Source organism: Mycobacterium basiliense (assembly GCF_900292015.1).
Lineage (GTDB): Bacteria > Actinomycetota > Actinomycetes > Mycobacteriales > Mycobacteriaceae > Mycobacterium > Mycobacterium basiliense.
Genome location: NZ_LR130759.1, coordinates 1,331,219 through 1,345,819 on the forward strand (window position 1 = coordinate 1,331,219; position 14,601 = coordinate 1,345,819).

Sequence of the window (14,601 nt, forward strand, 5' to 3'; positions counted from 1 at the left end):
TCTGCTGCCAACGATCTGGGGTGGGCAGGCGTAGTTGGGCGTCGACGGCTTTCGTCTGACTCGAGCAAGCTGGCGGACGTGGACGACCGTTATTGTTTGCTCAGTGGTTGAGCGGACGAGACGATGCCGCTCCCATTCACCTCATGGACGTGGACCGTGTTGAAATCGAAGAAAATACCGTGGACCTTGACCGCGCCAGAAGCCAATGCGGCCGCCAAGATTGGACGGCGAGCGAGCCGTTCAAGCTGGACGGACACGTTGACGATCGCCAGCTGGTCCACCTCGCCGAAGCCGTTGGACATCGCGCTCAGCCGCGCCGGATGGTGATCCCGATATGCGGCCAGGCTTTCGCCGGCATGTGCTAGCCACTGGTCCATCGGGGTCGCGGAGTTGCCGCCGTTCTCCAGTAGTGCCGCCATCGCGCGGCACGACGAATGTCCGCAGACGACAACCGAACTCACGCCAAGCTGGTTGACCGCGAAGTCCAGCGCGGCGTCGACCGACCGTTCGGCCGGGTCGGTGGGTACCAAGTTGCCGACGTTTCGCACGATGTAGAGGTCACCGGGCCGGCTCGCGGTGATGACGTCGGGCAGGATTCGGGAATCGGCACAGGTGAGGAACACCGTGTCCGGGTTCGCCGGATCTATCAGCTCGGGCACGTGGTGGTGCAGCGTGTTAACGCCATTGCGGTGGTATTCCTCGACGCCGTCGAGTATGGAGGCGTCATTGTCCGGCTGCTTGTCGCGTCGGGAGGGCCACGGTCCAGACTTGGAAACGTAGTGACGTTTTGGTGGGCTGCTGTGGGCGCTGACCAGGTTTGCCGGCGAGTGCTCGATGATGGTCACCGTGCCGCCGGTCGCTTCGTGGGCAGTCTTCCAATCGGAGATGGCTTCGGAGATGGAGTGATCGATGTAATCCGCGTTCAGTGTCAGCGTCACGTCCGTTGCCTTCGGCAGCGTGGAGAGCACCTTGGTCAGACGTGGCAACAGCAAGAAGCTCAACGTGCCGTCGATATCGACGCGCCAATGCTTGGCTTCCTCGCTTACCAGCTGGGCCTCAATGGGAGCGCGTACCACCCGGATCAGCAGGAAGGCGATCGCAACGGCAAGCCCGATAATCACGCCCTCCAGCAAATTGAGAAAGACGACGCACACGATGGTGATGGCGTAGATCGCGAAGTTGCCGGTGCGCCAGGCGATCTTGATGTGGGCCAATCGGACGAGCTGGGCGCCGATCACGATGAGCAGGCCGGCCAGCGCCGCCTTGGGTATGAGCTCCACAAGGTTGGTGAAGAGCGAGGCAAACAGCAGGACCCATACGCCGTGCAGCACCGCTGACATTCGGGTGCGAGCGCCGGCGGCCACGTTGGCCGAGCTGCGCACGATGACCCCGGTGACGGGCAGGCCACCCAGCACTCCGGACACCACGTTGGCGCTGCCCTGCCCGATCATTTCCCGGTTGAAATTCGTGCGCGGTCCCTGGTGCAGTTTGTCGACGCCGACCGCGCACAGCAGCGATTCGACGCTGGCGATGAGCGCGATTGTCAGGACACCGACGGCTATGACGCTGATGTCCGTGGACCACGGCTGCCCGTTGGGGGCCAGCTGGGCCAGATGGGGTAGCTGGATCGCCTCGAAGAAGTTGCCGGAAAGGTTGATTCGCTCCACGTGCAGGTCGATAACCAGCGACAGCGCGGTCGCCCCGGCGATAGCGACCAGTGGGCCGGGAATGATGCGCACCCTCGCGGGCAGCTTCGACCACGCCAACAAGATGACGATGACCGTTGCGCCAACGATCACTTCATGCAGTTCGTGATGGAGGACGCCGTTCGGCAACGCGGCGATGTTTTGCCACGCGGAGCTGTGCGACGAACCGCCCATCAGAACGTGAACCTGCTGCAATGCGATGGTGACACCGATGCCCGCCAGCATGGCGTGCACCACGACCGGGGCGATGGCCAGCGCCGCGCGCGCCAACCGGCTCAGGCCGAATGCGATCTGCAGCACACCCGCGCCGATGGTCATTAGGCACAACATCGGCCAACCGACCTGATCGATCAGTCCGGCGACCACCACGGTCAGACCCGCGGCCGGACCACTGACCTGAACCGACGACCCGCCCAGCGATCCGGCGACGATGCCACCCACCACTGCAGCGATCAAGCCGGCCATCAGCGGAGCCCCGGAGGCGATGGCGATTCCTAGCGAGAGCGGCAGTGCGACCAGGAAGACCACCAGAGACGCGGGAAAGTCGTGCCTCAGATCGGTCAGGATCGACCGAGACCGCGATTCCGGGGTGTCGACGGGTTTCTTGATAGCGGTGCTCATTCTTGGCTCCTCGAAACCGGTCAACATGGTCGTCCGGGCGGACGGGCAACCGTGAGCTGACGACCTTTCAGCACCGGCCTCAACGTGGTGTTTCCATCCAGTGTCCACCGAGCGTTGCGAACAAGGCAGGTCATATTTGCGTTGCGCAAATCTATGAAGCTTGGCAGGGCGTCTGGTCAAAATCCTGCATGATTGCTGGTGCGATTCGCCGAGGCCGGGTGCGGATTCATCGGCAATTCAAAACTAGGGCATGGCTGGCAACTAGATAACTTAGGATTCGGTCAGAAACAGGTCATTGTGCTGGCCAGGCGCCGGCGGGGGATCGGCGAGTACGGCTCTGAAGCTCGCGTAGCGTGCCGGGGTGCGAATCACGGTGACGGCGTGCTCGCCGCTGCCGACCGGGAGGGCAAGGTCATTCTCGGCGAACAGCGGGGTTTCCACGACCTGTTTCCAGGTGTAGGCGAGGCACGCCATCAGGCCGCCTTCGTGCAGCAGCTCGACCCATTCGGCGGCGGTCCTTGCCGCCAGGGCCGACTCGAGTTCTTCGGTCAGCTCGGGGTAGTTGACCGCACGCGCTCGCTGGTCGATGAACCGCTCGTCGTCCAAAAGATCCGGACGGCCGATGATGTGGCACAGCTTGTGCCAATGCTTAGGCACGTATGCGCTGATCAGCAGGTAACCGTCGGCGGCCCGAAACGCATCCGATGGCTGGGTGGCGAAACCGACCCGCTTGCGTCGCTTGCCGGTCGGTGCCTCCTCGGGTTTCGGACGATCGTCGCTGCGGCGGTTGAGGTGCATGGTCAGCTGGTTGGCCTGCAGTCCCACCGCAACGTCGTACATCGCCACTCGGACGGTGTCGGCCACACCGTGGCGTTCGCGGTTGAGTAGCGCGGCCAGCACCGCCTGGGCCAACACGTGGCCACTGGCGTTGTCCACCAGTTGGAATGGAATGATCTGCGGTTTGCCATCCGGGGTGGGCATGCCGGTGGTCATGCCGGCCTCAGCGGCGACCATCAGGTCGACCCCGGGCCGCGTGCCGTGCGGACCGTTGCCGCCGAACGCCGAAAGGCGGGCGTAGATCAGTTTGGGATTGCGTGATCGCAAGTCGTCGGGGCCAAGGCCCATGCGTTCCATCACCCCGGGACGAAACCCCTCCAGCACGACGTCGGCGGTGTCGGCGAGTCGCACTATCTGTTGTCTGGCCGCGTCGTTGGTCAGGTCCACCGCCACCGACTTTTTTCCCCGGTTGTTGGGCAGAAAGTAGGTGGCTAGCGGGGGGCGTCCGGGAAGTACCGCGGTGATCTGGCGGGCCGCTTCACCGCCCGGCGCCTCGACCTTGATGACCTCGGCCCCCAGATCCGCCAGCACCTGTCCAGCCAGGGGGCCAGCGACGTTCTGGGTGAAATCAAGCACCCGGAAGCCGTCAAGTGGTTTGGCGGGATTGTCCTTCAGCATGGCCGGCCCTTCCCTAGTGCGCCATCCGAATGTCCGGGTTCTCCTGGCGCAGCACAGCGGCGCGATAGCCCGGTGTCGTTCGGGTGCACATCATCGGAAATCTCCTCAAGGAGCTGTTGGTTAGACACATTAACCACAAGCGCTGCCGGCGCCTCGAGCCCCGGGGCCGCGAACAGTCATCGGCACACCCGCCGAGCTGGACAAACCACCGCCGCACCGGTCTTGCATCTAACATCGTCGGGGTGGATGCCAGGACCTCGCCGCAAGCCGGCTGCTGCGATGTGACCACGCTGGAGACATCGGCCGGGGTCGCGCGGGATGCCGACTGGCAGCGGAATGTCGGGTGGGCGCGCCGGCTGGCCTGGGTCAGCCTGGTGGTGTTGCTGGTCGAAGGCGGCATCGGGCTGTGGCAGGGCCTGGCGGTCGGGTCCATCGCACTGACCGCGTGGGCGCTGGGTGGCGGATCTGAGGGCCTGGCCAGCGCGATGGTGCTGTGGCGCTTCACCGGTGACCGCACGATGTCCGAAACGGCCGAGCGATTCGCGCAGCGTGGAGTGGCGGTGTCGTTCTGGTTGACGGCACCCTATATCGCTGTGGAATCCATCCGCGACCTGGCCGGCGGGTGCCGGGCTGAGACCTCAGTGATCGGCATCGGGTTGACCGCGAGCGCCCTGGTGCTGATGCCAGTTCTCGGTTGGGCCAACCGCCGGCTGGGCGCACGGCTGGCTTCTGGGGCCACGGAGGGCGAGGGCACCCAAAATTACCTGTGTGCCGCACAGGCCGCCGCGGTCTTGGTCGGCCTCGCGGTAACTGCCGGCTGGCCGGGCGGATGGTGGATCGATCCGGCGATCGGGCTGGTCATCGCGGCGATCGCGCTTTGGCAGGGCGTCCGAGCCTGGCGAGGTCACGACTGCGGCTGCTGAGGCTGTGGCGAGCCCTGCACCGGCGGCGATCCCGCTGGGCCTCAGTCGAGCCGGTAGCGGATCAGCCGGGAGCTGTTGGCCACCACCGCCACCGACGAGGCGTTGTGCAGAATCGCGGCCAGCACCGGCGAGAGTGCGCCACCGGCGCCGATCAATAGACCGGCGGCGTTCACGGCGATCGACATGCCGTAGTTCTCCCGGATTACCTCCACTGCCCGGGCGCCGAGGTCCCGCACGTCGAGCAGCCGGTGCAGATCGTCGTTGGCCAGCGCCACGTCGGCGGTCTCGACGGCGACGTCGGTGCCAGCCAGGCCCATCGCTATCCCGATGTCGGCGGCGGCCAGCGCCGGGGCATCGTTGACGCCGTCCCCGACCATCCCGACCACGTAGCCGTCGCTCTGCAGCTCACGCACCACCTCGAGCTTGTCTTCGGGCATCACCTCGGCGCGCCACTCGTCGATGCCCAGCTCGTCGGCGACTACCTCGGCGATGTCGGGGTGGTCGCCGGTGAGCATGACAATCCGGCGGATGCCGCTGTCCCGCAGCTTCGTCAGCACCTCGGCCGCCTCGGGACGGACCTCGTCTCGGAGGCTGATCAGGCCAACCAGGGTGCCGTCCACGGCGAGCAGCAGCGGGGTTTCCGCCTGGCGGCGCAGCGTGTCGACCCACTCCGATGCCTTCTTGGACACCTTGACTTTCTCGGAGCGCAGCAGCGATGGGCTGCCCAGCAGCAGGGTCCTGCCGTCGGCCCAGGTTCGCATGCCCAGGCCGACCAAGACTTCGCACTCCTCGTGTGGGGGAATGCTGATGCGGCGTTCTTCGGTCGAGCGGATCACCGCTTCGGCCAGCGGGTGTCGCGAGTGGATCTCCGAGCTGGCGGCGTATGCCAGCACCTGCTCGGGTTCCCAATCTTTGTGCATGGCAATGATATTGGTGACTACTGGGCGGCCGACGGTCAGCGTCCCGGTCTTGTCGAAGACGATCGCGTCCACCCGGCCCGCCTGTTCGAGGTGGGATCCGCCCTTGATCAGGATCCCGCGGCGGGCACCGTTTCCGATTGCCGCGCTGATCGCAGTCGGGGTGGACAGGCCCACCGCGCACGGGCAGGCGATCAGCAGCATGGTCATCGCGCGGCGCACATCCCCAGTCAGCAGCAAGGTGATACCGGAGACGATGAACGAGGTGGGCACGAAGCGGCGGGAGAAGTTCTCGCCGACCGTCTGAATGGGCGCCCGGTCCAGCTGGGCCTCTTCGACTCGGGTGATGATGCGCCCGATGGTGGTTTGGTTGCCGACCGCCTGGGCCCGCACCACCAACCGTCCACGCACCACCACCGAACCCGCGTGTACGTACATTCCGGGAGTGATGCTGACCGGCAGGTTTTCGCCGGTGATCGCGGACTGGTTGACGATGGCTTCACCGTCGACCGCCTCACCGTCGACCGGGATGGCGACGTGGTCATGGACGACGACCTCGTCACCGATCTGCAAACTATCGATCGGCACCTGCACTTCGGTCCCGGCGGTGGCGCCCTCGGTGAGGCGGATCCACGCCGTGTCCTGGTTGCCGCGCAGCAGCTCGGAGATCGCCCGTCGGGTCCGCCGCAGGGTCAGATCCTGCAGGTATTCGCCTATATTGAGCAGCCATAGCACGGTCAGCGCGACGACGTTCTCGCGCAGGATGAGGCTTGCCACCGTCGCCGCCGACACCAGCGCATCGGTGCCGGCCTTCCCGGAACGCAGCGAACGCAGGGCGCCACGCAGGAACGGGTAGCCGGTGAAGATGGTCACGCCGGTGGCGACCATCCGGCCGCTGGGTCCGAGCAGCGGTGGGCGGGCGAAGACGTAGCGGCGTACCCCGAGCAGGGCCAGCGCCGCACCCCCGATGACCATGCGAAGAACATCGGCATTGCGGATCTCCGAGGAATGCGGCGCGCGCGTCGGGATCAGCTCCGCGGCCACGTGTTCGGCACCCCTGATCGCCTCCAGTACCAAGGAGCGTTCGCATCGTCGCGGCGAGTACCACACCACGACCGACCCGGTACGCGGATAGGCATGCACGACGCGCACGCCGGTCTGCTTGGCCACGGCCTCCTCGACTGCCACGGCCCGCCGGGGATTGCCGCGGACCCAGTCGACCTGCACCCGCATCCGTCCGGCCGCGTCGGAGACTACGACCAGGTCGGCGGTCTCGGTGGCGTCGTCGCTGGTGGCAACGTCCTTAACGATGGCGAGGGACATATCGCCGGATCAGTGGTCGTGGTCGTGGACTGCGACGGCAGGAGTGGGCGCCTCCTCGCCGATGCGCTCACGCGCCTCCGACATCACGTCGGAAATCTTGAGCCGGGCCGACTCCGCGGCTTCCTCAGCCTTGCGGGTGCCGCGCAAGCCCAGCTCGGCCGCCGATACGGCGGTCTGGTGCAGTGGAGCCTTCTTCGCGGCCTTGCGGACCACGTCGTATGCGGCCGCCCCGACCACCCCGTGCACTACCAATGTGGCCGCCTTTGCCAACAGTCCATACGCCGCCATGGCTGCAACCTTCCTATCGTCGTTGTCGGTCTATCGCTGTGTCATTCAGCGTCGGCCACGACGTTAACATCGAAATATCGCGATATCAACATGAATAGTGGACGCGTTGGTCGCCCGGCTCACAGCGCGCGAGTGACCTTTTCGGTCTCGATCTTGCGTGGCAGCGCGGCCGGATCGGGGTTGGCGACCTGCACCAGCGACGCGCCCACCGACAAGATCGCCAGCAAGCCGTCCACCAACTCGCCGGGACCGGGCCAAGATGCGGTGGAGAGCACCCGATCCGTTGCCGTGATACCCGTCCGTGCCGCCGATTCCGCGCAGTCGGCCAGCACTCGATCGACGGCTCGGCCGGCCAGCGCCGGGCCGGGGTGGCGTTCGGCAATGATCTGGTCGCCGTGCACCCGTACGGCGGTCGCGTAGTCGGTGACGCCGACCGGCAAGTCGGCCGCCGGCCGGCCGAACGGGTCCAGCGACAGCACGGCCACCTCGCCGCCGGAGACCGCGTTGTCGGCTTCGTCCAGCCGATCTGCGGTGCACAGGGCCAGATCGGCCGCGCCGTCGAGAACCACCTCGGCGCCGATCCACCACACGCCGAACAGGACCGCCGCAGTCTGCCAGTGGGCGGGCAGCAGCACCGCGACCCGGCTGGTCGGTCCGGCGGCCAGCTCGTCACGCAACAGATTGCCGGTCTTGGCCGCCCAATTGGCCATGGTCACCGCGGACAGCTCGATGCGCTCGCCGGTGGCGTCGTCGTAGTACGTAATGCGCGGCCCGACCGGATCGGCCCGCACTATCGGGTCGAGAATCGCTTCGCTTAGAGTGGTCAGTTGATGCATTCCGGCTGGTCGGAACCGGCGGTGAGGATCGGCGACGGCGGGGGAGCGGTGTCCGAGGACCCGGTGCTCGCCGCACGGGCGGATGATACGGAGCCGCCGCCCCCGAGGCCGGAGCCCGGGCCGCTGTAGTCGTTGGCCAGCACCACCCGCACCGATCCGGCCGGTACCGACTGGTCGGCGACGACCGGCAACCCGCCCAGCTCCGTGGCCACCTGCTGCGCGCCCAGGTCGTCTGTCTTGGCGGCCCGCACCTGGCTGCCCTGCACGTGTCCGCCATCGTTGTTGCCCACCATGCCGGTGGCAAATCCCTTGGCGGTCAGCACCTCCGACACCGCCGCCGCCAGGCCGTTGATGTCGGTGTCGTTGACCACATTGGCGGTGGTCTTGGCCGGCGTGTAGGCCAGCTGTTCGGTCTTGCCCTCATTCTGCTCGTGCAACAGACCGGCCACCCAGTCGGCAACCTGGTGCGGGTCCACCCGAACCACACTTTGCATGCCGTCGTCACTCCAGCCGGACCCGTCGAGCACCGGGATGGTGGCGAACGCGACGTTGCCGCCAGCCAGCTCCTGTAGCTGCTGCACGAAGTCCATGATGTCCCAGCCAGAGGACAGCACCACCGAGCGCTGCACCGCCTGCTGCAAGCGTCTCAGCGTGGCCGGGCTGGACAGCGTTTTGCCGGATATCACCCGGTGCGCCAGCGTGGCCATCACGGCTTGCTGACGCACCACGCGGTCGAGGTCGCCCCGGGGCAACTCGTGGCGCTGCCGGACGAAACTGAGCGCCTGCGGACCGTTGAGTTTTTGCCGCCCGGCCGGGAAGTCGGCGCCCGAAAGCGGCTCGTAGACAGCCTCTTTGAGGCAGACGTCGACGCCACCGAGTGCGTCGGCGATCAACGCGAAACCGAGCAGTCCGATCTCGGCGTAGTGATCGACGGTGACTCCGGTGAGATCGGCCACGGTCTTGATCAGCGCCTCGCGCCCAGCCTCGGTACCCGCGGCCGCAGCTTCGGCGGCCGAGGCGCCGGCTTGGACCAGATTGGCTCGCTTGGTCTCTCGGGTTTGGCCGTAGACGCCATTGATCTTGGTCTTGCCCAGGCCCGGGGCCTGGACGTAGGAATCGCGCGGAATGGAGATCGCGGTGGCCGATTTCCCGTTGTTGGGGATCCGGATCAGGATGATCGTGTCGGTATTGGTCGCTTCCTCGTCGCCGGCTCGCAGGGTCGCCAGTTCCTGCGCGGTTAGTGGGTTGCCATGTGCGTCGGTGCGGCTGTCCAGGCCAACCAACAGAATGTCGATCGCACCGTCGTCGCCGCCGTGCCCCAGCGAGGGGGCGGACATGTGGAAGATGCCGTCTTCGAAGGACCGAACGCTGGTCCATGCCAGTCCGGTGCCGAGGACGACGACGACGGCCAATGCCGTGGAAACCGCACGGGCCGCACGAGCCACACGTTGCACAGGCATCACTGTAGGTTACTTGTATCACAGCCGGTTTCTTTGTAGCTCGGTCCGGCGTGCCAGACTCAAACACATGTCGAGCACGTCGGGACGGCTGGTTATCACCGGCGCAGGTGGGCAGCTGGGCGGCTTCTTGGCCGCTCTGTCAGCCGGTCAGGACCGCACGATGTTGGCAAAGACGTCGTCGCAATGGGACATCACCGACCCCGCGGCGGCCGATCGGATCATCCAAACCGGCGATGTGGTGATCAACTGCGCGGCCTACACCGATGTCGACGGCGCCGAGACGGAGGAATCACGGGCCTACGCCGTTAATGCCACCGGACCGGAAATCCTCGCCCGCGCGTGCGCGCGCGTAGGTGCGCGGCTCATCCACGTCTCCACCGACTACGTATTTGACGGCGTGTTCGACGGCACCGAGCCGCGTCCCTATGAACCCAGCGACCACACCGCACCCCAAGGGGTGTACGCGCGCAGCAAGCTCGCCGGCGAACGGGCCGTGCTAGCGGCACATTCCGAGGCCGTCGTGGTGCGAACCGCCTGGGTGTACACCGGTGGAGCCGGCAAGGATTTTGTTGCTGTGATGCAACGGTTGGCCGGAGGCGACGGTCCCATCGATGTGGTGGACGACCAGATCGGCTCACCGACCTATGTCGCCGACCTTGCCGCTGCCTTGCTGGAGGTGGCCGACACCGGTCTGCGGGGGTGCGTCCTGCACGCCGCCAACTCCGGTGCAGTCTCCCGCTTCGAGCAGGCTCGCGCGGTCTTCGAAGCGTGCGGTGCCGAGACCCAGCGGGTCCGGCCGGTTAGCAGTGCCCAATTTCCCCGGCCGGCGCCGCGGCCGAGCTACTCCGCGCTGTCCGGTGGGCAGTGGGCCGCGGCGGGCCTGACGCCGCTACGGCCCTGGCGCGCAGCGCTCGTCGCCGCCTTGGCCGCGGCATGCAGCGGAACGCAGGGAGCGCCGCCCGGACGACCGTTACCCTCTACGCGTGACTGACGTTCTGCCGGTCGTCGCGGTGACCTACTCGCCGGGCCCGCACTTGGAGCGGTTTCTGGCCTCCCTGACGCTGGCTACGGAGCGTCCGGTGAGTGTCGTGTTGGCCGACAATGGTTCCATCGACGGAGCGCCAGAGGCCGCAGTCGAGCGTTACCCCAACGTGCGGCTGCACCCGACGGGATCCAATCTCGGATATGGAACCGCGGTGAACCGCGCGGTCGCCCAGCTCGACGCGGTCGACGAACGCTGGGTGGACAACTGGGTGATCGTGGCAAACCCCGACGTGCAATGGGGTCCGGGAAGTATTGACGCACTATTGGAGGCCGCTGAGCGTTGGCCCCAAGCCGGAGCGTTGGGGCCGCTTATCCGGGATCCGGACGGGTCGGTGTACCCGTCGGCGCGGCTGCTGCCCAGCTTCATCCGGGGCGGCATGCACGCGGTGCTCGGGCCGATGTGGCCGGGCAACCCGTGGACAAGGGCCTATCGTCAGGAGCACCTCGAGCCCAGCGAACGGCCGGTGGGGTGGTTGTCGGGGTCGTGCCTGCTGGTGCGACGGGCGGCATTCACCGAAGTCGGCGGCTTCGATGAGCGTTACTTCATGTATATGGAGGACGTGGATCTGGGCGACCGGCTCGGCAGGGCCGGCTGGCTCAACGTGTACGTACCGTCGGCCGAGGTGCTGCATCACAAGGGCCATTCCACCGGGCGTGATCCGGCGCATCACCTGGCGGCACATCACAAAAGCACATATATATTCCTTGCAGATCGGCATCCTGGTTGGTGGTGGGCACCGTTGCGCTGGATTTTTCGAGGATCGCTGGCCGTTCGCTCCCGGCTGATGGTGCGCGGGTCGCGGCGAAAGCTGACAGAAGGGCGGCACTGAGTTGGCAACCAAGGACGTCGACGCGGTGGTCTTGGTCGGCGGCAAGGGCACCAGGCTGCGCCCGCTGACGTTGTCGGCGCCCAAGCCCATGTTGCCGACGGCGGGGCTGCCTTTTCTCACCCATCTGCTGTCGCGCATCGCCGCAGCGGGAATCGAACACGTGATCCTGAGCACGTCCTACCGGGCCGAGGTGTTTGAGGCCGAATTCGGCGACGGGTCGAAGCTGGGTCTGCAGATTGACTACGTCACCGAAGACAGTCCATTGGGTACCGGTGGTGGCATCGCCAATGTCGCCGGACAGCTTCGTCATGACACCGTGATGGTGTTCAACGGCGACGTACTTTCCGGTGCCGACCTGGGCCAGGTGCTGGAATTTCACCAAACCAACCAAGCGGATGTCACCCTGCACCTGGTGCGGGTGGGCGACCCGCGGGCTTTCGGCTGTGTTCCCACCGCGGACGGCCGGGTGACGGCGTTTCTGGAAAAGACACAAGATCCGCCCACCGATCAGATCAACGCGGGCTGTTACGTCTTCCGGCGCAAAGTCATCGACCGGATTCCGCGGGGCCGCGAAGTCTCGGTGGAACGGGAGGTGTTCCCGTCGTTGCTGGCCGATCCCGGCGTCAAAATGTGCGGCTATGTCGATGCCACCTACTGGCGCGACATGGGGACACCGGAGGATTTTGTGCGTGGCTCGGCCGATCTGGTGCGTGGGATCGCCCCCTCGCCGGCCCTGCACGGCCACCGCGGCGAACAGCTGGTACACGACGGCGCGGCGATTTCTCCCGGGGCGCTGTTGATCGGCGGCACGGTCGTCGGACGGGGTGCCGAGATCGGTCCCGGCGCCCGGCTGGACGGGGCAGTCATCTTCGACGGCGTCAAGGTCGAGGCGGGCAGCGTCATCGAGCGATCGATCATCGGCTTCGGAGCGCGTATTGGTCCGCGGGCGCTGATCCGCGACGGGGTGATCGGCGACGGTGCCGACATCGGCGCGCGTTGCGAATTGCTGCGCGGCGCCCGGGTGTGGCCCGGGGTGTGCATTCCCGACGGCGGCATCCGTTACTCGTCTGATGTGTGATTCCGCATTGCGCGCTTGACCAGGTAGTCCAGCGCGTGGTCGGTTCCCGGTGGCAATGCGTCGGCCGGCCACCACCGCAGGTCTTCGGATTCCTCGCTGACGGCGATGCGGGCACCGGCCGGCGCATGCGCGGCGAACTGCAGGTCGAGGTGGCGGGTCGGTACGCCCAGTGAGCACGTCACTGGGTGCACATGGACGGCCACCAGCTGTGGCACGATGCGCAGGCCGGTGATCCCGGATTCCTCGGTGGCTTCGCGCAAGGCCGCCGCGACGATGTCGTCGTCGTCGTCTTCGCAGTGGCCGCCGAGCTGCACCCAGCGGCCAAGCCGGCGATGCAAGCACAGCAGCACCCGATCGCTGGCCGAATCGACCACCAGTGTCGACGCGGTGACGTGGCCGGGTTCGCACGCGCGGCGACAGGCATCGCGTCGTCCGTGGACAAAGGCCAGCACGGAGTGCCGCAACGAATCCTGAGCAGGATCGGGGGCCCGCCAATGGGTGAGGATCTCAATGGTCGACTCTCGGATACTCAACGGGCTCCTCGCTTGGTCCGGCGATCGCGCAGCGTCATCCATGCCGATCGACAATCTGTCACGATCTGCGGCGAAAAGCCGAGCTCGTCGATCAGGATATGTCGGTCCACGATGTCGAGCGCCTTGTCAATTTCGTTGGCCTTCAGCAGCAGGTCGACGTCGCGCGCCAATTCGGCACAGGCGGGTGTGGGTGGTGGAATGGGGAGCTGCTCGGCCTCGCCGGGTTCGAGCTCCAAGATGCCGCCGCCGTAACTGCGGCCCATGATCTCGGCAAAAGCAAATGTCACGCTGTTGTGAAACGCGGTGGCCAGTGCGGTGGCGTCGAGCTGTGGCGGCGTTGCCTTGAGCCGGACCCGATGCACGGTGTCGGTGCTCGTTGCCGCCGCGGTGTTGACGGTCAGGCGCGGGGCGCGGTGAATCTGGCGCAGCATGAACAGGTCTGGGATCCATAGCGACGGTGTGCGCCACCACGGCTTGCGGATGGAGCATTTGTAGCCGCGGTGGACGCCGGCGGCCTCGCCGGCTTCGATGTGCGCGACCAGGGCTGGGTCGGTGGGTTCGCGGGCAGCGTCAAGCAGCCAGGTGCGGTGCTGTGCGGCGACATCGCCGGCTCGGCAATCGAGGTCGTAGACCAGGCCGCGCAGTTGTGCGCTGCGTGAAACGAGGGGCACGCAATGCTGTTTTAGCCGCAATTGCCGGGCCTGGTCGTCGGTGAACGTGAAGAAGGTGTTGCGGCCCGTCACGATTCCGACGTCCACCTCGGCGACCCTGCCCAGGCTGGTCATGGTGTCGCACTGCCTGAGCGTGCGCAGCGTCTGGATCGCGGTGGGGCGGAGAAAGTATTTGGTCCACTTCTCCGATTCGTGCATGAGCGCTGGAGCCGCCTCGCCACCGAAGTCGGTGCCGGCAAGAGCGTCTGCGTCGCGGAGATTGATCGTGCGGATCCGTGCGGTGCCACGGCCGACCACGCCGCAGAACAACACGACCTCCTGCAGAACTCCGTCGAACACCAATCGTTCGAAGGTCACCAGCGTGATGTCACGGAAGCGGCTCAACAGAAATTGGCGCAATTGTTCGGCATAGGTGACCTGAAGCAGTTCGGCGGGTAGCACCAGACCCACCCGTCCGCCCTCGCGTACCAACGTGGTGCTTGCCACGACGAACGGAACCCACGCGTTGGTCAGTCTGGTGGGGCGCAGGCCCGCGCGGCGCATTAGGTCCATTGCCGGAGATCGTTGGTCTGCCGGCCAGTTCCCGAACCGGATATACGGCGGATTGCCTGCCACCCCATCCCAGCTGCCGCCCCTGGCGGTGCCGAGCCAGGTGAACAGGTCCTCGGTGTCCACTGGCGCGAACTTGCGTGCCTTGGCGGCCTCGTGCGCGACGAGTTCCACACCGCGGGCGTCACGACTGGCGCTGGCCAGTTCACGCAGGATTCGGCCGTCACCGCAGGAGGGATCTAGAATCTTGGGCCCGGCTTGCAGCACCCAGCGGGCAAGAAAGCGGGCCACCGGCGCCGGCGTGTAGTAGCCGCCGCGAACCTTGTCGGCCGACGCGGCGCTCTTGCCCGCGAACGTCTTCATGGCG

At 66.4% G+C, this 14,601-nt stretch carries 12 protein-coding genes; 4 read left to right on the forward strand and 8 right to left on the reverse strand.

Annotated features, from left to right (window positions below):
• Nucleotides 1–89: 89 nt before the first annotated feature.
• Nucleotides 90–2,327, reverse strand: coding sequence for a SulP family inorganic anion transporter (locus MB901379_RS05610; RefSeq protein WP_158015729.1), 2,238 nt, complete (start codon nt 2,325–2,327; stop codon nt 90–92).
• 270 nt (nt 2,328–2,597) lie between these two features.
• On the reverse strand, nt 2,598–3,782 hold the full coding sequence (locus tag MB901379_RS05615; protein WP_158015730.1) for a CoA transferase: 1,185 nt from the start codon (nt 3,780–3,782) through the stop codon (nt 2,598–2,600).
• 281 nt (nt 3,783–4,063) lie between these two features.
• On the opposite strand from MB901379_RS05615, the gene MB901379_RS05620 reads away from it, so the two are divergent.
• Complete coding sequence (locus tag MB901379_RS05620) at nt 4,064–4,705, forward strand: cation transporter (protein WP_408632364.1); 642 nt, start codon at nt 4,064–4,066, stop codon at nt 4,703–4,705.
• Nucleotides 4,706–4,746: 41 nt separating this feature from the next.
• Here the strand turns inward: MB901379_RS05620 and ctpC are convergent, their stop codons facing one another.
• The 4 genes from ctpC to MB901379_RS05640 form a co-directional block, all read right to left on the reverse strand.
• Nucleotides 4,747–6,945, reverse strand: a complete 2,199-nt coding sequence (ctpC, locus tag MB901379_RS05625) for a manganese-exporting P-type ATPase CtpC (RefSeq protein ID WP_158015732.1) — start codon at nt 6,943–6,945, stop codon at nt 4,747–4,749.
• Between the two features lie 9 nt (nt 6,946–6,954).
• A complete protein-coding gene (locus MB901379_RS05630) occupies nt 6,955–7,233 on the reverse strand; it encodes a DUF1490 family protein (protein WP_158015733.1) in 279 nt (92 codons plus the stop codon).
• Between the two features lie 119 nt (nt 7,234–7,352).
• Entirely contained in the window at nt 7,353–8,069 is a 717-nt protein-coding gene (locus tag MB901379_RS05635; RefSeq protein ID WP_197717863.1) for a TIGR03089 family protein, read from the reverse strand.
• A complete protein-coding gene (locus tag MB901379_RS05640; RefSeq protein ID WP_408632336.1) occupies nt 8,057–9,532 on the reverse strand; it encodes an LCP family protein in 1,476 nt (491 codons plus the stop codon). Before MB901379_RS05640 ends, MB901379_RS05635 begins: the two co-directional genes overlap by 13 nt.
• Before the next feature lie 64 nt (nt 9,533–9,596).
• Between MB901379_RS05640 and rfbD the strand changes: the two genes are divergently transcribed.
• From rfbD to manB, 3 genes are read left to right on the forward strand one after another with little or no spacing between them, the layout of a single operon-like run.
• The gene (gene rfbD / locus MB901379_RS05645) at nt 9,597–10,520 is read left to right on the forward strand and encodes a dTDP-4-dehydrorhamnose reductase (RefSeq protein ID WP_158015735.1); all 924 of its coding nucleotides are present in this window, start codon (nt 9,597–9,599) and stop codon (nt 10,518–10,520) included.
• Complete coding sequence (locus tag MB901379_RS05650; RefSeq protein WP_158015736.1) at nt 10,513–11,403, forward strand: glycosyltransferase family 2 protein; 891 nt, start codon at nt 10,513–10,515, stop codon at nt 11,401–11,403. The genes rfbD and MB901379_RS05650 overlap by 8 nt, the downstream gene beginning before the upstream one ends.
• A 1-nt stretch (nt 11,404) precedes the next feature.
• Complete coding sequence (gene manB / locus MB901379_RS05655; protein WP_158015737.1) at nt 11,405–12,481, forward strand: mannose-1-phosphate guanylyltransferase; 1,077 nt, start codon at nt 11,405–11,407, stop codon at nt 12,479–12,481.
• On the opposite strand, the gene MB901379_RS05660 is transcribed toward manB, so the two are convergent.
• Together MB901379_RS05660 and MB901379_RS05665 are read right to left on the reverse strand one after the other, a co-directional pair.
• Nucleotides 12,463–13,056, reverse strand: a complete 594-nt coding sequence (locus MB901379_RS05660) for an NUDIX hydrolase (RefSeq protein WP_158015738.1) — start codon at nt 13,054–13,056, stop codon at nt 12,463–12,465. The genes manB and MB901379_RS05660 overlap by 19 nt on opposite strands.
• Nucleotides 13,011–14,597 carry an Eco57I restriction-modification methylase domain-containing protein gene (locus tag MB901379_RS05665; protein ID WP_158015739.1) on the reverse strand — a complete coding sequence of 529 codons (1,587 nt, stop codon included), beginning with the start codon at nt 14,595–14,597 and terminating at the stop codon, nt 13,011–13,013. The genes MB901379_RS05660 and MB901379_RS05665 overlap by 46 nt, the downstream gene beginning before the upstream one ends.
• Nucleotides 14,598–14,601 lie beyond the last annotated feature (4 nt).